Annotated in this window: 18 protein-coding genes; 10 read left to right on the top strand and 8 right to left on the bottom strand. The window is 46.3% G+C overall.

All coding sequences use genetic code 11. The features are described 5' to 3' along the window. Positions 1 to 14 precede the first annotated feature (14 nt). The 4 genes from AMJAP_RS13140 to AMJAP_RS13125 are packed head-to-tail and all read right to left on the bottom strand — an operon-like array spanning position 15 to position 4,384. Positions 15 to 926 carry an acetaldehyde dehydrogenase (acetylating) gene (locus AMJAP_RS13140; protein WP_019620078.1) on the bottom strand — a complete coding sequence of 304 codons (912 nt, stop codon included), beginning with the start codon at positions 924 to 926 and terminating at the stop codon, positions 15 to 17. After that, positions 923 to 1,678 (bottom strand): SDR family oxidoreductase, encoded by a 756-nt coding sequence (locus AMJAP_RS13135; protein WP_019620079.1) that lies wholly within the window; start codon positions 1,676 to 1,678, stop codon positions 923 to 925. Before AMJAP_RS13135 ends, AMJAP_RS13140 begins: the two co-directional genes overlap by 4 nt. Before the next feature lie 12 nt (positions 1,679 to 1,690). Beyond that, the gene (gene dld / locus AMJAP_RS13130) at positions 1,691 to 3,424 is read right to left on the bottom strand and encodes a D-lactate dehydrogenase (RefSeq protein WP_019620080.1); all 1,734 of its coding nucleotides are present in this window, start codon (positions 3,422 to 3,424) and stop codon (positions 1,691 to 1,693) included. 54 nt (positions 3,425 to 3,478) lie between these two features. Beyond that, positions 3,479 to 4,384 (bottom strand): alpha/beta fold hydrolase, encoded by a 906-nt coding sequence (locus tag AMJAP_RS13125; RefSeq protein ID WP_019620081.1) that lies wholly within the window; start codon positions 4,382 to 4,384, stop codon positions 3,479 to 3,481. A gap of 544 nt (positions 4,385 to 4,928) precedes the next feature. On the opposite strand from AMJAP_RS13125, the gene AMJAP_RS13120 reads away from it, so the two are divergent. From AMJAP_RS13120 to AMJAP_RS13090, 7 genes are all read left to right on the top strand, one after another. Next, positions 4,929 to 5,753, top strand: a complete 825-nt coding sequence (locus AMJAP_RS13120; RefSeq protein ID WP_019620082.1) for an alpha/beta hydrolase — start codon at positions 4,929 to 4,931, stop codon at positions 5,751 to 5,753. Between the two features lie 351 nt (positions 5,754 to 6,104). Further along, on the top strand, positions 6,105 to 7,706 hold the full coding sequence (locus AMJAP_RS13115; RefSeq protein ID WP_019620083.1) for a DUF1302 domain-containing protein: 1,602 nt from the start codon (positions 6,105 to 6,107) through the stop codon (positions 7,704 to 7,706). Positions 7,707 to 7,761: 55 nt separating this feature from the next. Next, the gene (locus AMJAP_RS13110) at positions 7,762 to 9,117 is read left to right on the top strand and encodes a DUF1329 domain-containing protein (RefSeq protein WP_019620084.1); all 1,356 of its coding nucleotides are present in this window, start codon (positions 7,762 to 7,764) and stop codon (positions 9,115 to 9,117) included. 194 nt (positions 9,118 to 9,311) lie between these two features. Next, positions 9,312 to 10,427 (top strand): WD40/YVTN/BNR-like repeat-containing protein, encoded by a 1,116-nt coding sequence (locus AMJAP_RS13105; RefSeq protein ID WP_019620085.1) that lies wholly within the window; start codon positions 9,312 to 9,314, stop codon positions 10,425 to 10,427. Next, positions 10,424 to 12,799, top strand: coding sequence for an efflux RND transporter permease subunit (locus tag AMJAP_RS13100; RefSeq protein ID WP_019620086.1), 2,376 nt, complete (start codon positions 10,424 to 10,426; stop codon positions 12,797 to 12,799). Before AMJAP_RS13105 ends, AMJAP_RS13100 begins: the two co-directional genes overlap by 4 nt. Before the next feature lie 71 nt (positions 12,800 to 12,870). Continuing rightward, positions 12,871 to 13,707 (top strand): universal stress protein, encoded by an 837-nt coding sequence (locus AMJAP_RS13095; RefSeq protein WP_019620087.1) that lies wholly within the window; start codon positions 12,871 to 12,873, stop codon positions 13,705 to 13,707. Positions 13,708 to 13,844: 137 nt separating this feature from the next. After that, on the top strand, positions 13,845 to 14,810 hold the full coding sequence (locus AMJAP_RS13090; RefSeq protein ID WP_019620088.1) for an IS5 family transposase: 966 nt from the start codon (positions 13,845 to 13,847) through the stop codon (positions 14,808 to 14,810). A gap of 148 nt (positions 14,811 to 14,958) precedes the next feature. Here AMJAP_RS13090 and AMJAP_RS13085 read toward each other — a convergent pair whose 3' ends face one another. Both AMJAP_RS13085 and AMJAP_RS13080 read right to left on the bottom strand, forming a co-directional pair. Beyond that, positions 14,959 to 15,570, bottom strand: coding sequence for a flavin reductase family protein (locus AMJAP_RS13085; RefSeq protein WP_019620089.1), 612 nt, complete (start codon positions 15,568 to 15,570; stop codon positions 14,959 to 14,961). A gap of 117 nt (positions 15,571 to 15,687) precedes the next feature. Next, positions 15,688 to 16,335: a hypothetical protein gene (locus AMJAP_RS13080; protein WP_019620090.1), complete on the bottom strand. Its 648-nt coding sequence runs from the start codon at positions 16,333 to 16,335 to the stop codon at positions 15,688 to 15,690. A 428-nt stretch (positions 16,336 to 16,763) separates the two neighbouring features. Between AMJAP_RS13080 and AMJAP_RS13075 the strand changes: the two genes are divergently transcribed. The 3 genes from AMJAP_RS13075 to AMJAP_RS13065 all read left to right on the top strand — a co-directional run bounded on the left by AMJAP_RS13075 (position 16,764) and on the right by AMJAP_RS13065 (position 19,561). Continuing rightward, a complete protein-coding gene (locus tag AMJAP_RS13075) occupies positions 16,764 to 17,705 on the top strand; it encodes an AEC family transporter (protein ID WP_019620092.1) in 942 nt (313 codons plus the stop codon). Between the two features lie 166 nt (positions 17,706 to 17,871). Further along, positions 17,872 to 18,798 carry an ABC transporter ATP-binding protein gene (locus tag AMJAP_RS13070; protein ID WP_019620093.1) on the top strand — a complete coding sequence of 309 codons (927 nt, stop codon included), beginning with the start codon at positions 17,872 to 17,874 and terminating at the stop codon, positions 18,796 to 18,798. Between the two features lies 1 nt (position 18,799). Continuing rightward, complete coding sequence (locus AMJAP_RS13065; RefSeq protein ID WP_019620094.1) at positions 18,800 to 19,561, top strand: ABC transporter permease; 762 nt, start codon at positions 18,800 to 18,802, stop codon at positions 19,559 to 19,561. A 194-nt stretch (positions 19,562 to 19,755) separates the two neighbouring features. Here the strand turns inward: AMJAP_RS13065 and AMJAP_RS13060 are convergent, their stop codons facing one another. Continuing rightward, a complete protein-coding gene (locus AMJAP_RS13060; protein WP_156815093.1) occupies positions 19,756 to 20,082 on the bottom strand; it encodes a hypothetical protein in 327 nt (108 codons plus the stop codon). Between the two features lie 579 nt (positions 20,083 to 20,661). After that, positions 20,662 to 21,369 (bottom strand): response regulator transcription factor, encoded by a 708-nt coding sequence (locus AMJAP_RS13055; RefSeq protein WP_156815094.1) that lies wholly within the window; start codon positions 21,367 to 21,369, stop codon positions 20,662 to 20,664. Positions 21,370 to 21,385 lie beyond the last annotated feature (16 nt).

The raw sequence follows: 21,385 nt of genomic DNA, 5'->3' as shown, positions 1-21,385 counted from the left end.
TTTTATTCCTTCACTTAGCCGCGTGCTGGCAGGGTAATGTTGCCGTTGTTAGTTTCTTCAGCAAACATCTCTGCCGTGCGCAGGCCCGCTGCGGTCATAATATCCAGATTGCCAGAGTACTTTGGTAGGTAATCACCCAAACCTTCCACTTCCATAAACATGGAGACCCTATTGTCATCAAACACAGGGCCGTTGACCAAACGATAACCTGGTACATATTTCTGTACTTCTTTCACCATGGCGTGAACCGACTCGGTGATAGCCGCCTGATCTGGTTTTCCTTCGGTAAGGCAGTGAACCGTGTCACGCATTAGTAGTGGTGGCTCAGCCGGGTTGATAATGATAATCGCTTTACCCTTTTTAGCGCCGCCCACTTTTTCGACTGCGCTCGCAGTGGTCCGGGTGAACTCATCGATGTTCTTACGGGTACCAGGACCGGCTGATTTAGAGGAAACCGTCGCGATGATTTCGCCATATTCCACGGGTTGAACTTGAGAGACCGCAGCCACCATCGGGATCGTCGCTTGGCCACCACAGGTCACCATATTGACGTTCATCTCCAGCTCTTTCGCATGCTGTACCAGGTTAACCGGCGGCACACAGAAGGGGCCTATCGCCGCAGGCGTCAGATCAATCATGATTACACCGAGTTCGTTCAGCTTGCGGCTATTCTCTGCATGAACATAAGCAGAGGTAGCATCAAAAGCCACACGGATATCGTCTTCCACTACATGGGCCAGCAATCCATCAACGCCATCAGCTGTGGCTTTTATCCCCATCTCACGCGCCCGTGTCAGGCCATCGGATTCTGGATCGATACCCACCATCCAAACCGGTTCAATCCACTCTGAACGTTTCATTTTCATCAACAGATCAGTACCAATATTACCCGGCCCGATAATCACTGCTTTTAATTTCTTGCTCATGATTTGTCTCTTCCTTCAAATGGAATAAAGTGTGTGCCGCCATAGGTTTGCTCGGTTGGCAATATTTCCATCTGACTAACGTTGACTCGCCAAGGGGCGCTGACGCAGTAAATGATTGCATCTGCAATATCTTCAGCTGTTAGATCGTCACACTGAGTTTCTACAGCCTTTTTAAGCTGGTGTTCATCATCAATGGCAACATTGTAGAACTCACTGGTGACTCGACCGGGGCTCATTTCAGTCACACGTATACCTGTCCCCTGCAATTCCATTCGCAAGTCACGAGAGAGTTTATGGATTGCGCTTTTAGTTGCCCCGTATAGTGCTGCAGGAAGAGGATAAATAGCTGTTACTGAGCTCATATTGACTATATGGCCTTTACCTCGCTTGATCATGCCCGGTAGTACCGACTTGATCATCAAGATTGCAGAAGTGACATTGGTATCAACAGTCATTTCTATATCTTCTATTTCAGCATCCCACATTGATCCCAATGCACGACCCAAGCCTGCATTATTGATTAGGATATCTATAGGGTATTTCTCGCCAAACTCTTTAACTGCTTGGCGATCTCTAACATCCAGATGGATAGGAATACAACCAGTTTCACTGGCGAGTTTTTCCAGACGGTCAATTCGGCGCGCTGCAGCATAGACCTTTACACCCTGTAGTCGAAGAGCACGAGCGGTGGCCTCACCAATACCGCTGGAAGCACCGGTAACCAATGCTGTTATGTTATGATCAAGAGCCATATCATTTCTCACTTATTCGTTCGTTATTGTTTTGTAGTACTTGCGTTTGGACATTTTCCCTACACCAGCGTTGAAACTATTGGTGGGGTCCAGGTTTTGATAAAAATTTGCCAGGTCAGGTTCTGCTTGATAGAGGTGTCCGACGTTATGTTCCGCTGGGTACTTTGCGCCGCGACTATCGAGTTCATTAAGGATTTGTCTTTTTAATGCAGGAATATCCACACCTTTTTTGACTACAAAGTCCCAGTGAAAGACCATGCAAAAAAAGTGACTGAGCTGAAATGGAGCCGCTAGCTTATCCAGCACCTCTTGGGAGAGTAATTGATGCCAGTCTTCGGTATTACGTGGCAATGCGACATCCAAAGGCATAAGGCCTTCGACCTCGTCTGCATGTACGATTGCATAACGGGCAGAGGCGCCACCAGCTACAAAGCGGTGTAGCTGTGCTGCGTCACCTTCTTTATCGGTGCAGGTAAACCATTCGCCATTACGCTTTGAGTTGCTGCTCGAATCTGCACCATAATACTCTTGTAGTAATTGCCGGGTTTCCGCTATCGCCCCGTCATTGGCCTTTACCATTAAATGGTGCTCAAAACGCTTTCTGTATTCTCTCAAACGTTTGGGCAGATGATCGGGATAGAGCTTGCCCGTTAGCTGTAAAAACCGATCACTTAAATTGTTGGGTAGAAAAGGAATTCGTCCTAAGAAACTATCAACTTTGGCTTTAAAGGAGAAAAGCTTGGGTAAGAATGAACTGCCTAGTAAGTTGATAAAGAGAAAAGTGTCTTTGCAGTATTTGTCAGCACCATCGAAGTAGCTTCGGTGCATGTACTCCCCCATTTCCGGCAGCTCTTTGAACTGGGTCAGGATACGCTTACGCAATTCTGTAAACTCTTCTGGGTTATTTGTACCTATGTAAAAGACTTGATCTTGTTGGGGCTCAGTAAAGGTATCCAGGCGTACAGCAAATACTGCCAACTTGCCCGCACAGCCACTAGCGTCATGTAGTCGCCGTTTGTCTGCGTTAAATCGAGCTGGAGTCTTGGCGTTCACGTCTCGAACTCGCTGCTGATATTCATAGTCCGATGCGTTTGCGCTTGTGGCGAGAATGGGCACTTTTTTCAAAGTGCCATTTTCTAAATTGCTGAGGATTTGCTCCGGGCTACCGCCCAGAGTTATACCCAGATTGTTGATCAGCTGTAGTTTGCCCTCTGTTGTGATTTCAGCAAATAGTGCCATCTCTGTATAAGCTGGGCCTCTGTTTACTAAATTACCACCAGAGTTGTTACAAACTCCTCCTACTATAGAAGCGCCGATACAAGAGGAACCAATGATTGAGTGAGGGCTGCGCTTGAGTGGTTTGAGTTTATCTTCTAGCTGAAATAAAGTGGCTCCGGCGAGGGCGATTACCTGTTTACCCTGATCAAGCAAAATGAGTTTATCCAGGCGGCGCGTATTAATAATTACTACATCTCGGTCGTAGTCGTCGCCATCTGGGGTGGATCCTCCGGTCAAACCAGTATTGGCAGCCTGAACAAGAATAATTTTGTTGTGAGCAACGCAAGCTTCTAATGCGTGCCAAAACTCGACTAAGGTGTTGGGTAATGCTACAGCGCAAGCGGCGCCATTGCCGACCCGAATTCCCTTACGATAACGGCGTGTAGAGCGTTCGTCTGTGAGCACTCGCCCGGCAGTTAGTGCGTCGCGCAGAGTATTGAAAAAAATATTGTCTTTAGTTTGATTCATATAGTGTAGCCGTTGTAATGTCGTTGAGAGAGGGGCCTAAGGTGGCCTCTGGAATCAACCTTGCCAATCAATCATGAATTCAAGTAGTTCGGCATTGACTAAGTCTGGACGCTCTTCTTGGCAAAGGTGGCCGCACTCCGGCAGTGGAACTGCTTTTACATCATCGCCCATAGTTTTCCAGACAGCTTCTACATCAAACCACTGGCCAACCAAATCGAAATCAGCTCCCCACATGGTCAGAATTGGGCACTTGATTTTGACGTGCGCATCCTCCATGTCTTGTGCGGTATCAACAGGAGCTGCACGATAATCATTAAAGGATCCACGCAGTGCGCCGGGGCGAGAATAGGCTTTTACGTATTCAGCCACTTCTTCATCGGAAAATAGTTCACGATTGTACGACCAACTGGAAAGCCAATGACGCAACCAAATTTCCTCGCGGCCGGTGATCAATGCCTCGGGTAAATCCACCAGTTGATTGAAATTAAAGAACCAGTAGCCTTTAGCCATTTGTCCCGGGCTGATATCAGTGCCTATGGGGCGGCCACTCATTGTCTCAAACACGATGCGGGTAGGGATGTTGTCCATGGTGCAAATTCGATCCACCATCTCGGGATAATCTTTGGCAAAGCGAGTCGTTACTCGCGCCCCCCGATCATGACCTACCATTACCACTTTGCTATAGCCGAGGTGCTCGATTAGCTCCTTGATGTCTTTCGCCATATTGCGTTTGTCGTAATTATCTGCGGGCTTGTCGGTTTCGCCATAACCACGCAGATCAGGGACTATCAGGCGATATTTCTCCGCCAAAACGGGAATCTGTTTACGCCAGCCATACCAGGTCTCAGGCCAGCCATGTAGCAATACAACTGGTGGAGCATCTTCCGGTCCTGCTAAGACATAGTGCATGTGTATGCCGTTAACTAAGGCTCGATGATGTTCTGCATTTGAAGTGGTCATTGTGTCCAATCCTTATCTGCCGGTTCTTATTTTTTTTACTCTAGCATTGGGGATGTAGGAGGAGGTCGTGTGTTCGAGACAGATATCAGTTAAATCAAGACAGATTATTATTTGAATGCATCTCCCTTCTATGTACCGGCGTACTTAATATTCTGCAGAATGCATCAGCAATATTTTATTGATATGTACCGTTAGAAGGAGTGCTACTTCTTTGCTTTGGCGAAGCGCAGTATGCGTAGGAATAGGGAATGAGCATCAATTATAAATTTGTATTTAGTTAACCTGGGTATCTTTTGTTTTGGTGAAATTCATTCTAGAAGCCAGGGTTATTGAGGTGATTCTAAGCAGCTTGAGCACCTGCTATTTGTCTCGAAAAGTTTCCTGTCTTATAGACGTTACGGTTTTAAAGGTGTCTGTAAATCACTGAATGCTGTCGTAATTCCTCTCTCGGCTAATCGCTGAAGACATCTAGAATGATTAACTCGGTGGGCAGCTTGAGTAATAGATTGCTGCTTTTTGAATATGCGTTATTAAAGGTGTCCTTATGTTGCGTGAACAACACATATTGAATGAAACTCACTGTTATCGCTATCGAGGGAAGGATCCCAAATACGCACTTGTTATTTCTCATGGTATTGCTTCGCACGCTGGTATTTACGATAAGTTTTGCTGTTATCACGCGGAGCGCGGTGCGGATATATGGTCCTATGATGCGCCGGGGCATGGAAAATCTACAACTAATCGTGCTCGTGGTCAGTTTACGTTAGCTGAGTGGGTAGATGCTGGTGTGGCTGTTGCCGAACACGTTAAAGAGAAAACAGGCCTTCCAGTGTTTACATTGGGCTCCAGTTTGGGAGTAGCGGCAGCTTTTAGTGCACTTCATTCTGAAGCTATAAGTGGTGCTATTTTAATGGGAGCGCCAGTTGTACCCGGAACTCCGCCCATGCTTAAGATGGGAGAGTACTGGCAATCGGAAGATGTTAGAAAGATGGCTGCCCACCTGGGACGTGCTGCCCGGCTAGATATAGGTATCTTCTTCAACTTTGACGAAGACTATGGTTACGATGGCGCTTACGCTCAGAAACAGCTAGATCCTTGGAATACTTGGTCTTACGACCTGGGTTCATGGGGTTCTGTATTCCACTACAAGCCTGAGATTACCGCTGATCAAAATGAAAAGCCGGTGCTCGTAGCATCCGGTGAAAAAGATCCCACGTTCCCTCCTGAAGTAATGAAAAGTGTTGCTGACCATATTGCTGGGCCAGTGGAACTCTATTGTTTAAAAGAAGGCAGTCATCAGCTGATGTTGTTTCATACCAAAGAGTTCTCCGACAAAGTGCATGAGTGGGTAGGCCTACAAGTGAAATGATTTTGAGTGTGATGTTGATATTACCTCAATGTCACGTTTTAGACCGGTTTTCGGGCTCTTGTCACGGGGAAAGGATTGTCCGTTGTCCGATTTTTTATTGGATTTATGTTGTTGTTATATCAACGAAATAAATACTTAAGGTGGGTGAGTTTTGTGCTGTTTTAAAAACTCATTTGTTAGCTTCTTTTATATTGGAGAAAGATAGCTATAAGAAAAATTTGATAGAAGCGAGCATTGTGATGCTTGCGCCTGGATAGTACCTCAGTCATCTAACCAGCTCTTAATGTTAGAGAGTGATAGTTGGTTCTATGAAAGATTATAAAAAAATAAAATCATTTGAGAGGGTTGTTAATGATGAATAAAAACTGCCGAAGTGCATTGCCCCGTTGTGTTATGAGATCTAGATCCTGTGCGATCAAAACAGTTGTATCTGGTCTTCTATTGGCTATTACACCACAAGTCCATGCCTTAAACTGGGAACTGGAAAATGGGGTCACGGTCGATCTGGATACAAGTATTACCTATGATGCTCAATGGCGTCAGGAAAAACAAAATGCAACGTTACTTGCTTTTAACGGACAAGGACCTCTTGTAGATGATGGAAATAAGGCCTTTGATAAAGGTGATATGACCCAGAATCGGGTTAGTTTTAGCTCTGATTTAGATATTAATTATGGCGATGGTGGTGTTTTTCTCCGGGGTCGTGGTTGGTATGACGAAATTTACGATACAGACGCTACAAAATCTTTCCAACAGGATGGCTTCGATTTACATGCCTCTGAAATTGAGCTGCTGGATGCCTTCGTCTACCATACTTTCGATTTTGAAGAACGCAGTGCCAGTGTGCGATTAGGTAAACAGGTTGTTAACTGGGGTGAAAGCCTTTTCCTCTATGGCGGTATTTCTTCTGCCCAGGCGCCACTGGATGTAACTAAAGCTAATGCGCCAGGTGTTGAGCTTAAAGATATCTTTATGCCTTTAGGCCAAGCGAATGTTCAGTTTGATCTCACCGATAAACTCTCAATGTCAGCATACTATCAGTATGATTGGGAGTCTCACCGTATTGATGCGCCGGGTACCTTTTTTGGTTGGGACTTCATGGGGCAAGGATCTACTGGTGATACTCTAGATGTACCATTCCCTTCAACTGTACTTGAAAATAAACCTGACGCAGGGCAGTACGGTATTGCTGTTTATTACTTAGCTGAAGAACTTAACAACACAGAGTTTGGTTTATATTATCTGCGTTACAATGATTTCATTAATTCAGTACGCTTCTTACCTCCTGCTTTTGGTCCTCAATTAACAAATGAATTTTTTGAAGATATTAACCTGATTGGCTTAAGTTTCGGCACTGTGTTTGGTGATACGAATGTGAGTGGTGAGGTCAGCTATCGTGATGGCCAGCCGGTGCAATTGGGACAAGGGCCGACCGCGGGCTTCTACTTCTCGGAAGCTGAAACTCTTCAGGCACAGATATCTATCATCCACCTGCTTGGCGATACCCCTATCGCTGACAACCTGGCCCTAGTGGGTGAGCTAGGTTACAACCGAGTGTTAAGTATTGATAGCGATGCCACAGCCGCAGGTTTGGGTATCGATGTCTCTAATGTAAGTGCTGCACTGAACGAAGACCGTTCAGCTGCAGGTGCAATTATTAGTCTGTCAGCTGATTACTATGCACTTGCTGAAGGTTTGGATCTTAAGGTCACAGGCACCTACCGAAATGATTTTGATGGTGTCTCCGCTGTTCCTTTGACCTTTGCAAAAGGTCTAGAGCAATTTTCCCTGAAAGGCGATTTTAACTACCTCAATAACCATAGTTTTGGTGTGAGCTATGTTTGGAATTTAACCGATCCTGACGAAGTAACTGCAGATATTGGCCGGCTTGAACTGGGCCACCTGCAGGCTGACAAAGACTATCTGGCTGCCTACTACAAGTACCGTTTCTAAGTACTTAGACAAGAACAATAACGAGTCGCGATTCTACGTGACCTGGGAGTAAAATATGAAAAAGACAATTCTTACATTGTTTATCAGCTGCTTGGCCTTAAATTCAGGTGGCACATTAGCAGCGGTCTCTGAGCAGAAGGCTGCGCAACTAGCTAATGAGTTAACACCTGTTGGTGCTGAACGTTCCGGTAATATGGATGGGAGTATTCCAGAATGGACTGGTGGTATGTCCACCCCGCCAGCTGGCTATAAGCCTGGTGGCACACGGGTAGATCCCTTTGCCGATGAAAAACCGTTATTTACTATTAATGCTAGTAATTATCAGCAGTACGCCGAAAAATTGTCAGCAGGCCAGAAAGCACTCTTTGAGAAGTATCCTGAGACCTTTCAGATGCCGATCTATCCTACCCATCGAACTGCAGCAGCGCCTCAATGGGTCTACGACAATACAAAACAGAATGCGCTGACAGGTCAGCTGTCTGATGAGGGTAATAGTGTTGAACAAGCATATGGTGGTTACCCATTTCCGATTCCTGCAACCGGTCATGAGGTAATTTGGAACCATCTTCTTCGTTGGAATGCACCGGGGAATCATAAGACGCTTCGGCATATTTCAGTGTATCCCAATGGTGATAAGACTATTGGTGGTAGTACCGCACGAGAAGCATTTCCTTTCTACGATACGAGCAAAGATGCATCATCCTACAATGGGAATATGTTGCAACTTCTAGTTCAATATGAAGAGCCTGTACGTCGTAAAGGGGAAGTGATTTTGCTACGTGACCCGGTGAATGCTGAGGCAGGTCGTCAGGCCTGGCAGTATATTCCTGGACAGCGGAGGGTCCGCAGAGCACCTACTATCGGTTTTGATACACCTAACACAGAGTTTTCTGGGCTGACGACCTACGATGATGCGTTCATGTTTAATGGCTCACCGGAACGGTTCGACTGGAAACTTGTGGGTAAGAAGGAACTGTATGTTGCTTATAACAACAACGGTTTATTGGTTGCGTTTGAGAATGGTAAAACAGAAGAGATTGAAACGCCTAACCACCTAAATCCGGCGTTTACCCGCTGGGAATTACACCGAGTTTGGGAGGTTGAAGCTACGGTCAAGGAAGGTCAGCGTCATGTCTACGGTAAACGTACTTTTTATCTCGACGAAGATACCTGGAATATTACCGCGACTGATATCTATGACGGACGTGGTGAGCTTTGGCGTGTAGGTTTAGCTAATCAGCTAAACGCCTATGATATTCCTGCAACAGTTATACGCAGCTACTACCACATTGATCTTCAGAGTGGTGCTTACGCGCTTAATGAGGTGGATCGTAAACCGATCAAACTTTATGCAGGTGAAGATGACAAATTCTTCACTCCGGCGCAGGTGCGCAAGATGAGCCGTCGTTAATCGAGATCCATGTTAACAAGGGAGCCAGCTCTTTCCTCGGTCGGCTCCCTTTTTTCTGTTGAGCCTATTAATTTAGTGCTTAACGTCGGGGGGATTCATCCCTGTCGGGGCTATATTTCACTTATTCTTGGTTTTCTCTGACTATGACCTATTTAAACCGTTTCCAGTTTCATCACTTGCGGGGAATTTGCTTCATGCTTATGTTCCTCGCGGGTTTTCAGTGTTCCTCTGCTTTGGCCCAGGGTGATGCGCTTGAAGAAGCGGCCACTCCTAGTGCTTTAGTTCCTCGCAGCCTTTTGTTGGATATTGAGCGGGTAGGTAATAAATTGGTTGCGGTCGGCGAGCGTGGACATATTATGCTTTCTAATGACCAGGCTGCTAGTTGGACTCAGGCTCTCGTTCCGGTACGGTCCACCCTAACCTCTAGTTTCTTTGTCGATGAGCAGCAAGGCTGGGTCGTCGGACATGATGGAGTGGTGTTGCACTCCCGTGACGGTGGTTTAAATTGGACAAAACAGTTGGATGGTCACGAGGCTAACCGTTTAATGCGTGATCATGGTCAGGTGCTGCTTACCAAAATAGAGTCTGTATTGGCGACAATGACAGAGCAACATGAGCAGTTGGAAGCGATGCAGCTGAAGCTTGAGGATCTCACCATTGCGGTTGAGGATTCAGAGAGTTTTTTATCCGAAGGTGCTAGTCGCCCCTTTCTTGATATATGGTTCAAGAATTCCCGTGAGGGCTTTATTGTAGGTGCTTTTGGTCTTATTTTGCGCACTAACGATGGTGGTGATCACTGGACCCCTTGGTTCGACAAGCTTGATAATCCTGACGCCTTTCATCTAAATGCAATCCAGCATATAGGCGATGCTCTCTATATTGCTGCTGAGGCTGGAGATATTTTTCGCTCCGATGACTGGGGGCAGAGCTGGCTAAGGCTTGAAAGTCCCTATGAAGGTACTTTCTTTGGTGTGGTTGAGGCGGGTGAAGGTAATTTGATCGCTTACGGACTACGGGGTAACGCCTTTATCTCCGCTGATAAGGGTGCATCTTGGGCTGCAATTGATACCGGTACTGATGCTGGCCTGTTTGGCGGGGCGCGTCTTGCGGGTGGGGCGGTGGTTTTGGTGGGTGCTGGCGGTACTGTGTTGCAGCTAAGCTCACAAGGCAAGTTAATACAACGTTCCCGGTCACCTTACAAACTTCCTCTTAGCGCTGTGCTAGATAACGATGCCGATATACTGACAGTGGGCTTTGGTGGCGTCCAGTCTTTGATCTTGAAGAAAAAGCAAAATGGAGCACGCCCATGAGTCATCTAAGTTCTCAAATGGTAAAGACGCTGTTGAAACCTGGCAATGTAGGTGAGCCTTTTGTCGAGCGTCTGTTTTTTAACCATCGGCCAGTTCTGATGTTCCTTTTTCTTGCGGCGACTCTCTTTTTTGGTTATCAAGCCAGTCAAGTGCGCCCGGACGCTAATTTCGAAAAAATGATCCCTACCTACCACCCCTATATCGCCAACTATCTCAATCATAAGGACGATCTCAAGGGCTTAGGTAATGTGGTTCGTATTTCCGTAGAATCTACTGAGGGTGATATTTATACCGCAGAGTTCCAAAGTTTATTTAAGCAGATTCATGATGAACTGTTTTATATTCCTGGTATTGATCGTGCAGCACTGAAGTCAATCTGGTCTCCGTCGGTGCGCTGGACAGAAGTTACCGAGGAGGGACTGGCTGGCGGACCGGTGATCGCAGCTACTTACAATGGCTCTGATGAAGAACTTGAAAAACTCAGGAGTAGTGTTCGTAAATCTGGTCAGGTAGGTGCGCTGGTCGCAAATAATTTTCGATCGGCACTGATCTACGCCCCGTTGTTGGACATCAATCCGGAAACCGGTGAGCCTATCGACTACCAAGTGTTCTCTGAGCGTCTGGAAACTCTTGTGCGAGACAAGTATCAGAGCGAGTCGGTAAAGATTCATATTACGGGCTTTGTTAAGGTGGTTGGTGATTTGATTGATGGCGCGGGAAAGGTGGTGGTGTTTTTCGCCATGGCGCTAGTCATTACTTTGATATTGCTCTATGCATATTCACGCTGTGTTCGTAGTACTTTGGTTCCGCTTTTTTGTTCGGTGATTGCCGTGGTTTGGCAATTGGGATTGCTCAAAACCCTGGGCTACGGTTTAGATCCTTATTCCATGCTGATGCCTTTCCTGGTATTTGCTATTGGTGTGAGTCACGGTGTGCAGATCATCAATGCTATAGCTCATGAAAGCACCACAGGTGCAGGTAAAGAACTGGCCGCTCGCCGCGCCTTTAGGGCTCTTTATATCCCAGGCATCATTGCCCTTGTTTCTGACGGGGCAGGGTTTGCCTCTCTAATGGTAATTGAAATTGCGGTAATACAGGATTTAGCAGTTGCTGCATCACTGGGTGTGGCAGTGATTATCTTGACGAACCTGATTTTGTTGCCGGTGTTGATGTCCTATGTCGGTGTTCGGCAACGCTCGGGGAATACAGAGCCGCAGGCCGGTGACGAGCAGAGCAATGCTCGAATCTGGCATCTTCTGTCAGGCTGTACACAGAAGCCACAAGCGTTGGTGCTTATAGTGCTGGCCTTGGGGTTGAGTGTCTTAGGCCTGTACGAAAGTAAGGGGCTTAAGATTGGTGATCTGGATGCCGGTGCTCCAGAGCTTCGCCCCGATTCCCGTTACAATTTAGATAATGCCTTTATCTCTGAAAACTACGCTACTAGCACTGATATTTTTGTGGTGATGGTGCAGACTGCTAAGGATAAGTGCTCTGACTATCGCACACTGGATGCCATTGACCAGCTGCAATGGCGACTGCAGCAGATCCCCGGTGTACAGTCGGCCCGCTCCTTGGTAGATGAGACCAAGCAGATTATGGCTGGTTACAATGAGGGTAATATCAAGTGGTACAGCCTCAACCGAAATCAGGCGCTGCTTGATCAGGCTTCAGTCTACGCATCCCCCAGCAGTTTCAACGCCGACTGTAGCTTGACGCCGGTTATGATATACCTCAATGATCATAAGGCTGTAACTCTACAGTCTGTAGTGACTGAGGCAGAAAGCTTTATCAACGAATTTAAAGACGTTGAGGATATTACTTTTAAGTTAGCCGCAGGGAACGCTGGTATCACAGCTGCCACTAATATTGTTATTGAGAAGGCGCAGTACCAGATGCTGTTCTGGGTATACAGTGTGGTAGGTATACTCTGCCTACTAACTTTCCGCTCGTTCCGTACGGTTCTTTGTATCCTGTTACCCTTGGCTTTGACTTCGTTGTTGTGTCAAGCACTCATGGCTAGGCTTGGTATTGGTGTCAAGGTGGCGACCCTGCCGGTGATCGCTCTGGGAGTTGGTATTGGGGTCGATTACGGTATCTATATTTATTCTAAGTTACAGGCTTACCTTAATGCAGGTCAGGACTTGAGAGAAGCTTATTTTAATACGCTCAAGACGACTGGTAAGGCGGTTGCTTTCACTGGGCTTACTCTGGGTATTGGTGTTGGGACCTGGGTTTTGTCACCGATCAAGTTCCAGGCTGATATGGGGATACTGCTTACCTTTATGTTCGTCTGGAACATGGTGGGGGCATTGGTATTGTTACCTGCTTTGGCTGCTATGTTGATAAAACGTACGCCGATGGATAGGGCATAGCATAGGCTACAGACCATAAAGCAACAAACGCTGCATACAAACTGTAAATGACCAAGAAGAGGTAAATCATAATGCCGTTTAATGAGCAGATCCTAGTTGTGATCAACCCAGAAAAAGATGAGCAGGTAGCATTAGACAGAGCTATCCGAATCAGTGAAAGCTTGGGTGCTTGCATTACTGTGTTGGTACGAAAGAAGCATGCGATACCTAAGCTAATGGAGACGCTAGATCAGAAGCTTAATACCGCTGTTAAGAAGGGGATCGCTGTTTCAGTGGTGATAAGTAATGAACGTAATTGGCTCGGAGCGTTGACGTGCACCTTGCGGGAGAAAAACTTTGGGCTAGTGATCAAAGAGCTGCATGCACCAAGTCTCAGCGATCATGTTTTTTTACCGGATGATTGGAAATTGATGCGAAACACTAATCAGCCAGTGTTGCTAGTACGTGCAGGTAATATTATGGATCAACAGCCAGTATTACTCTGCGTAAATGCTGCAGCGTCAGATGCCGAACACCTGTTGCTAAATGAACGAATCCTGAAAGAGGGGAGATTTATTGCTGAGGCGGTTAATGCTCCTATGCATCTGGTTAGCGCGTTCCCATCTCAAATGCAGGATGGTGATAAGAGTTTACAGGTACCCGCATTGCAAGAGGCTCAGTATCGGGCAGGCTGTCGCCGTCTCTTGGGTGAGATGGAGTTGCCAGAGAGTCAAATCCATGTTGATCAAGGCCCGGCTGAGCTCCTCATCCCACAAGTGGTGGAAGAGATCGGTGCCCATTTGGTGGTGATTGGTACGGTGGCACGTCTGGGGCTCCAGGGATTTTTGTTGGGAAATACCGCAGAACAGGTCTTACACCGTCTCCGCACAGATGTATTAGTAGACGTATTGGTGTTGCCTCAATCTTAGCGAAACTGCAAACACGTCCTTATTTCATATGGGGCTTCAGGTAGCAGGGTGCTCACTTGTTCGTACCCTCCCTAGGGAACATGCGAATAAGTCCCTCACCATGACAATCCATGCCTCTAATGTGCTGAGGGTTACCCATGGATCACCAACTTTCTTTCGCTGACAGCGAGTTCAACAGTAAACGCCGCCAAACCCGCAAAGAAAAGTTTCTCGGTCGCATGGAAAAGCTGATTCCCTGGCAGCGACTGGAATCAGTGATTGAGCCTTACTATCCAAAGGCTGGAAATGGTCGAAAGCCTTATCCATTATCTACTATGCTCCGCATCCACTGCTTGCAGCAGTGGTATAGCATGAGTGATCCTGCCATGGAGGATGCGCTTTATGAGATCGCATCCATGCGTTTATTCGCAGGCCTCTCATTGGATGGCGCAATACCCGATCACACCACTATCATGAACTTCCGTCACTTATTGGAGCGGTATGGCTTGGCCCGCAAGATTTTCCAAGAGGTTAGCATTTGGTTGAACGAAGCTGGTGTGTTGGTAAAAGAAGGTACGTTACTGGATGCGATGATCATTGAAACGCCTACTTCCACTAAGAACAAAGCGGGTGAACGTGATCCTGAAATGCACCAAACCAAGAAGGGCAATCAATGGTACTTCGGAATGAAAGCGCATATTGGTGTTGATGCCAGAACAGGACTTACACATAGCTTCACGACGACTGCTGCTAATGAGCTCGATCTCAACCAAGCCGAACATCTTCTTCATGGCAAAGAGCAATTTATTTTCGCTGACAGTGGTTATCGTGGCGCTGAGAAGCGTGAAGAACTCAAAGCAACGAAGGCCGACTGGCAGATTGCTGAAATCCCCAGCAAGGTTAAAGCACTGAAGAAACATCCACGCATCAATAAGATTCCATTAAAAACAGAGTACCTTAAAGCCAGCATACGGGCCAAGGTTGAGCATCCGTTTCGGATCATCAAATGCCAATTCGGTTTTACCAAGGCTCGTTATCGTGGGCTGATGAAGAACGATAGCAAACTGGCAATACTATTTGCTCTGGCCAACATTGCTCGTGTGGATCAAATGATGCGAGCGTAGGATAAATCCGTCTGCATTCTGTAAACGGTATGTAGGCGGTAGACAAGGGTTGCAAATAGGCTGGTTTAGGCCGTTATCTGGGTATGAATATCAAAATGACTCAGGAAGCAGGACTTATTCGCATACTCCCTAAGCTCTTACGACAGTTTCAGCTACGGCTGATTGAAATAATATCTCCAAACGTCATATATTCAGAGCCACCTAGGCGTGTAATAGGGTCGATTTTATCAGCAGCGATCTTCATGCGATCTTTAGAGTCAAGTTCAACAGCACAGTCATCAATATAGAGGTTTTTGATTCGACCAAATACTAAATGGTGTGGTCCATTACCTATCTCTTTGACATCGTAAAGCTCACAATCCATCGCGATGCGTGCTCCTTCGACTCGGGGTAGCGAACTATTGTTGAAAGGTACGAGTGACAGCCCTGAGTGTTCTACTTCGGATTCGTTTACTGGTAACTCTTTTGAAGTCTGAGTCAGCTGTTCTGCTTGCTCGCTATGGGCCAGATGAACCACAAACCTGTTTCGTGAGATTATATTGTTATAGGTGTCTTTATTGGTGCCATCGGTCTTTTTACCAATGGAAAACATTAAAATGGGCGGGTCATTGCAAACCGCGGTAAAAAAGGAAAAGGGGGCAAGGTTGTGGCCCCCATCAGCGTTCTCACTCAATACCCAGGCAACGGGCCGGGGTATTATTGACTGAGTCATAGTGAAGTATGCTTTATTAGCAGACAGCTCAGAGTAATCAATATCCATGGAAGAGTCTCGGTATAGGGGGAAGAGAACTGAGTAATTAAAGATACAGGAAATTGAAGCGGTTTGATGCTTCAGGTCTTTTCCCGCTTTCTCATAGAAATGAAGTTCAACAAAAAGCTAGCCCGCTCTCTGAGAGAGTTCATTTTCAAACTTATTAAAGAAATCCTGTCTGACCAGGTTAGTTCGGGTCCAGCCGTCCATGGAGACGGAGAAATCCAGAGCCCCTTTAAGCTCAGCTAATAGTTTTTGCCAACCTGCTGGCGACCATTGTTGCTCGGGAGGCAGGGCTGCTTTGCTAGGTACACCGTCCATTTGTATCCCGTAGGTTGCGATATGCATGTGTAGCTGCAGGGTCATCTTGTCACCTTCGGACATGTTCTCGGTGGCGGAATCCCACGCCTTATGTACTGAGGGCGGGGCGTTGACCGGTGGGAAGGTAACCATTCTGCCTATCCCGATCTCGACGATACCATCATTATTAAGATCAACCATGCCTGTCTTGTCGGGCTGGGCCAGTAAGTTTGTAGCGCCTTCATCACTTAATGAATCTATCTGAATGGGTTTGGCAAGGCTGGTGGCCTGCTGCAGCAGATTTAGCTCATCGGAGGACATATCCGTTAACACTTGTTTGGCTGATCTGCTCCCTTCCAGCTGATTATTGGCTTTATCCAGTAGCGCTGCAAAATCACCCACTTGCTGCTCTGATAAGCCCCTAAGGTTCAATAGCTTGAGTGACTCGCCAGTTAGATTAACAGATGTCAGCATGTTGAAAGCTCCTGTTGTTTATAGCGAATTGATATGCAGTTTTCAGACCACTATTTTTATAGTTGTTGGCCATATGAAGCATTACTTCGATTAGCCGCTCTTATCAGGGCGTAAAGGGTCATAGATTATAAACTTGGGCGATTGAATGATGGCTGGTTATGGCAAGTGATTGCCATCAACATGAAAAAGGTTGCCGTAACGGAGAGCAAATACTATAGCCTGCTGCAGTTTATTGATGAGCGTTGTTGGCTGATCTTGAGTATCCTTAAGAAGTTATTGATCATATTCGCTAAAAATCTGCTCTATTTGCTCGTAAACTGATTTTTTAAGTGTGTTTAGATGCAGAAAAAGCCGGTCAGTTTTCTCAAAAAAATGCAGCATGGGCCTCTGAATATGGTATATCGACCAATTAAAAATAAGTATCTTATATGCTGACAATTCTGAGTATTACTGCGCCGATTTTTCTGCTGATTTTAATCGGTTTTGTTTCGACACGGGGCGGTATTATTCCTCGCGAAGCCTTGCCGGGGATGAGTCGATTTGTGCTTTATCTGGCGCTGCCAGTATTAATGTTCCAGAAGATATCGCAACTGGATATCAGTCAGATAATCGATTTAGATTACATCCTGGTGTATGCAGCAGGAGGCTTGTTTTCGTTTGTCTCAGTGTTTGCTATCAGCCGCTGGATGTTGAAGGACAGTATTAGTTTTTCGGGCCTTAAAGGCTTTGGCAGTGCCTGCCCTAATAGTGCGTTCATCGGCCTGCCGGTTATGTTGCAATATTTTGTTGATGATGCGCCGACTCAGGCGTTTGCGATGGTGTTAATAGTGGAGAATATTATTCTATTTCCTGTCGCGTTTGCATTGATGGAAACCCAGGGTGAAGCCGGTTCCGGGTTGAGAAAAGTAGTGAAAACAGTCATCAGTCGGTTAGCCAAAAATCCGATTATCATTGCTGTGCTTTTAGGGGTGTTGGCGGTATTAACAGGATTCCATGCGCCCGGTTTTCTGGGGCGGGGGATGGACCTTCTGGCAGGGGCTGCAGCACCGGTCGCATTGATCATTATTGGTGGGTCCCTGGCAGGAGTCGCCTTCAGTGCGACTTTCAAAGATATTCTTATGATCTCTGGTTTTAAACTGTTGCTTCAGCCGCTACTAGTACTGTGTTTAGTGATATTTGTCGTACCTGATATGGATTTGGTGCTGAAACAGGCCGCGGTTATTTTTTCTGCTTCCCCGATGCTTAGTATCTATCCCATTGTGGGTGGCCAGTACGGTCAACAAAGTTATTGCTCGGGTGTGCTAATGGTGACGACTATTCTTGCCTTCTTTAGCATCAGTATCGTGTTGAGCTTGCTATACCTGATATAACAAGTGCCAACTGTTTTTAAGTAGTGCCGATCTGAATGACATGATCGGGCAGAACGACGAATCAGCGCTGCGATCGAATTATTTTTCGTGCTCTGTCTGCTAACCCCTATTGCCCATCGTTATCTGGCGTTACTATGTCCCTCTTATCTGGCTCAGAGAGAACAGAATGCCATCAATTATCCGTATCAGTGGCCTGACTAAAACTTATCAATCCGGTTTCACTGCGCTTCAGGGGGTGGACCTGGATATTCACCGGGGTGAAATATTTGCTTTGTTAGGGCCCAATGGCGCAGGTAAAACTACTTTGATTAGTATTATCTGCGGCATTAGTAGTCCTTCGGAAGGGACTGTTCTGGCGGATGGTTTTGATATTGTTAAAGATTACCGAGCGGCTCGCAGTAAGATCGGTTTGGTACCTCAGGAACTGTGCAGTGATGCGTTTGAGAATGTCTGGTCTGCAGTCAGCTTCAGTCGAGGTTTATTTGGTAAACCTTCGAATCCTGAATACATTGAAAAACTCCTGCGCCAGCTCTCGCTATGGGATAAAAAAGATGCCCAGATGCGTGAGTTGTCAGGTGGCATGAAGCGCCGGGTGATGATTGCTAAAGCGCTGTCTCATGAACCTGAAATTCTCTTTCTTGACGAACCGACCGCCGGTGTCGATGTTGAGCTGCGTAAGGATATGTGGGAGATGGTTCGTGAACTGCGGGAGCAGGGTGTCACTATTATTCTGACGACTCACTATATAGAAGAAGCGGAAGAGATGGCTGATCGGATTGGTGTTATCCGGAAAGGTCAGATTTTGCTGGTAGAAGAGAAGCAGGCTCTGATGGATAAGCTTGGCAGTAAGCAGCTGAGTGTTCGCCTGCAGCAGCCTATTACTGAAATACCAGATGAACTGTCAGAGTTTAATTTAAAGCTGGATCAGGATGGCAGTAACCTTTCCTATTGTTATGACTCTCGACATGAGAGTGATGGTATCGCTCGCTTGTTACGTAAACTGACTAAGCTGGGACTGGAGATTCGTGATTTGAATTCAAGTGAAAGTTCTCTGGAAGATATCTTTGTCAGCCTGGTTCAGGAGGGGCAGTAATATGAATTTCTATGCTATTCGAGCGATCTATAAGTTTGAAATGTCCCGAACTTTCCGGACGCTGATGCAAAGTATTGCCTCGCCGGTGTTATCGACTTCGCTGTACTTTATTGTTTTTGGCACCGCTATCGGTTCACGCATGGGGAATATTGAGGGTATCAGCTATGGAGCATTTATCATTCCGGGGCTGGTGATGCTGTCACTGCTGAGTGAGAGTATTTCAAACGCTTCTTTTGGCATTTTCTTTCCCAAATTTTCAGGCACTATCTATGAAGTTCTATCGGCCCCGGTATCGGCGATGGAGATTGTAATTGGATATGTCGGCGCGGCGGCGACTAAGTCAGTTACCCTGGGATTACTGATTCTGTTTACTGCCCAGTTGTTTGTTGATTACCATATAGAGCACCCGTTCTGGATGTTGGCCTTCCTCATTCTGACAGCCATCACGTTCAGTCTGTTTGGTTTTATCATCGGTATCTGGGCGGATGACTTTCAAAAACTACAGGTGATTCCGTTGATGGTCGTTACGCCACTGACTTTCCTCGGGGGAGCGTTCTATTCTATCAGTATGTTACCTGAGCCCTGGCAAACCCTGACGCTGTTTAATCCGGTTGTCTATCTGATTAGTGGCTTTCGTTGGGCGTTTTATGGGGTGGCCGACGTGAATGTAGCGGTTAGCCTGGGGATGACTATGGTCTTTCTACTGATCTGTCTGACGACTGTCTGGTGGATCTTCCGTTCCGGGTATCGCCTTAGAACTTAGAGTAGTACAGGTGCGAGCTATCACAACCTATTGAGAAGACCTGCGTAAAAAAGGAACAGGCTTGTTGCAAGGGTAGGCTGATACGCATTTTAGTATCAGGTTTTGTTCGGTGTCTTTAATGATTGGCTGGCTATATGTAGCGAGCCTGATGTGGTTGATTGATCAGGCTTTACTACATAATGAGTGGCATTGCCTTATCGTCCGTAGATGGACTCAAGACTTTCGGTACGCTTAAATTTGAGCTGGCTAAATACAGCAGCAAAAGCCGCTTTTATCTTCTGGTTTCTGGCTTCGCGCTTTTCAGTTGTACGGGTAACTTTTAGTTCACGCATCATGCGCATAAAGTATTCGTGCTCGGTTTCTGGAAAGTTTCTTTTTTGTAGGTTGTGCATCGCAATGTAATCGTAAGTGGTCAACATGATGTTTATCCAATTTAGTGCACTTGCATCGTGCGGCATAAATACTGTTTTCTCTATTGCTTTAAAATAGAGCGTTTTTCTATATGCGCGCAGATTATCCATAATTGTTATCAATGACAAAGGATGCTTTTTCATCTGATTGATGAATTATTCTATTCGATTCTAAGCAGGTATTGGCGGAAGATATGTCGGTATTACGTCTGCTTCAGCTATTTGTTGAATGGGCCTGAAGGGCAGAGCCCTGCTCAAACTAAACAAACGATCAGCCACAGCAAAAAGTCCTTGATACATTTCGTTATTTCTCAGAAAGATTACAGCAAAACTTCTGTTGTTTAATGTTAGCTCAACAACAGTGCCTGCTAATGAAGTTGGTTGTGCAGGCGAGTAATTGCGACGTTTTTTGCGGGGTGAAAAACTGAGGGTAATTATCTGTATGAATAATGGTGCAGCTAACCAGGCCAGAGTTTGGTGCTGTACATTTAGATTGAGTGTCTGAAGCCGGTGGTAAGCGTATTCACCACTCAATCTGAAAAGGTTTAAGAAGGAGGTTGTGGTCTCTTTCTCTTGATCTGTTAGCTGAGCTTCCCCCTTAGTAAGTTCTGTCAGTCAGATCCCCAGCCCGGCGTATTCGCCGGGTTTTTTTATTCTTTTGGTTTAAAGCCAGGCTTAGTGTGGGGCGGTTTAGCTGTTCCAGCTGACATCGGTTGTTAGAATATAACCGACACCGTAAATGGTTTTGATGATTTCCGGGTTCTTAGGGTCAAGCTCAATTTTTTTTCGTACCCGAGACATCCGGACATCGATACTGCGGTCAAACGGGCCTGCGCTTTCTCCCATAAGCTGGTCTCTTGAGAGGATTGTTTTGGGCGCTTTAAGTAGTTTTATCAGCAGGTCATTCTCAGCGGAGCTAAGTTCTGCCTGTATGCCATCTGCAGTAGTCAGCGTCAGGGTGGAAGGCTCGTAACAGAGTCCTGCAAAACTCGCGCTGCGTGTTTCTGATCGTGTGTCAGTGCCTGTGTTTTCCAGTCGACGCACTAAGCTATTCACCCGGGCGACCAGCTCTCTAGGGATAAACGGCTTGACTATGTAATCATCGGCGCCCAGTTCCAGTCCAAGCACTTTATCAGGCACACTGTTTCGCCCGGAGAGAATCATTACGCCGACATTGTGTTTATCGCATAGCTGCTTAACCAGCTCCATACCGTCCATGTCTGGCAGACCAAGATCGATAATGCATATTTCTGGAGGCCGGGTACGAATGGCGTGACCTGCTTGTGTGCCCGTCGTAAACGTACGTACCGAGTAGCCGAACAGTTCCAGCTCCTGGCTGACTAGCTGGCAGATGTCGCTTTCGTCATCGATAACGTAGATCATTTTATTATTATTCAAAGTTGTCTCCGACAAG

It is taken from the genome of Amphritea japonica ATCC BAA-1530, assembly GCF_016592435.1.
In the GTDB taxonomy this organism is placed as follows: Bacteria; Pseudomonadota; Gammaproteobacteria; order Pseudomonadales; family Balneatricaceae; genus Amphritea; species Amphritea japonica.
Note: the sequence above shows the minus strand (reverse complement) of the source record. Positions and strands in the feature narration are given on the sequence as shown.

Coding starts and splice junctions, on each gene's coding strand:
- AMJAP_RS13140 (WP_019620078.1), bottom strand. CDS start 926: ATGAGCAAGAAATTAAAAGCAGTGATTATCGGGCCGGGTAATATTGGT.
- AMJAP_RS13135 (WP_019620079.1), bottom strand. CDS start 1,678: ATGGCTCTTGATCATAACATAACAGCATTGGTTACCGGTGCTTCCAGC.
- dld (WP_019620080.1), bottom strand. CDS start 3,424: ATGAATCAAACTAAAGACAATATTTTTTTCAATACTCTGCGCGACGCA.
- AMJAP_RS13125 (WP_019620081.1), bottom strand. CDS start 4,384: ATGACCACTTCAAATGCAGAACATCATCGAGCCTTAGTTAACGGCATA.
- AMJAP_RS13120 (WP_019620082.1), top strand. CDS start 4,929: ATGTTGCGTGAACAACACATATTGAATGAAACTCACTGTTATCGCTAT.
- AMJAP_RS13115 (WP_019620083.1), top strand. CDS start 6,105: ATGATGAATAAAAACTGCCGAAGTGCATTGCCCCGTTGTGTTATGAGA.
- AMJAP_RS13110 (WP_019620084.1), top strand. CDS start 7,762: ATGAAAAAGACAATTCTTACATTGTTTATCAGCTGCTTGGCCTTAAAT.
- AMJAP_RS13105 (WP_019620085.1), top strand. CDS start 9,312: ATGCTTATGTTCCTCGCGGGTTTTCAGTGTTCCTCTGCTTTGGCCCAG.
- AMJAP_RS13100 (WP_019620086.1), top strand. CDS start 10,424: ATGAGTCATCTAAGTTCTCAAATGGTAAAGACGCTGTTGAAACCTGGC.
- AMJAP_RS13095 (WP_019620087.1), top strand. CDS start 12,871: ATGCCGTTTAATGAGCAGATCCTAGTTGTGATCAACCCAGAAAAAGAT.
- AMJAP_RS13090 (WP_019620088.1), top strand. CDS start 13,845: ATGGATCACCAACTTTCTTTCGCTGACAGCGAGTTCAACAGTAAACGC.
- AMJAP_RS13085 (WP_019620089.1), bottom strand. CDS start 15,570: ATGGATATTGATTACTCTGAGCTGTCTGCTAATAAAGCATACTTCACT.
- AMJAP_RS13080 (WP_019620090.1), bottom strand. CDS start 16,335: ATGCTGACATCTGTTAATCTAACTGGCGAGTCACTCAAGCTATTGAAC.
- AMJAP_RS13075 (WP_019620092.1), top strand. CDS start 16,764: ATGCTGACAATTCTGAGTATTACTGCGCCGATTTTTCTGCTGATTTTA.
- AMJAP_RS13070 (WP_019620093.1), top strand. CDS start 17,872: ATGCCATCAATTATCCGTATCAGTGGCCTGACTAAAACTTATCAATCC.
- AMJAP_RS13065 (WP_019620094.1), top strand. CDS start 18,800: ATGAATTTCTATGCTATTCGAGCGATCTATAAGTTTGAAATGTCCCGA.
- AMJAP_RS13060 (WP_156815093.1), bottom strand. CDS start 20,082: ATGGATAATCTGCGCGCATATAGAAAAACGCTCTATTTTAAAGCAATA.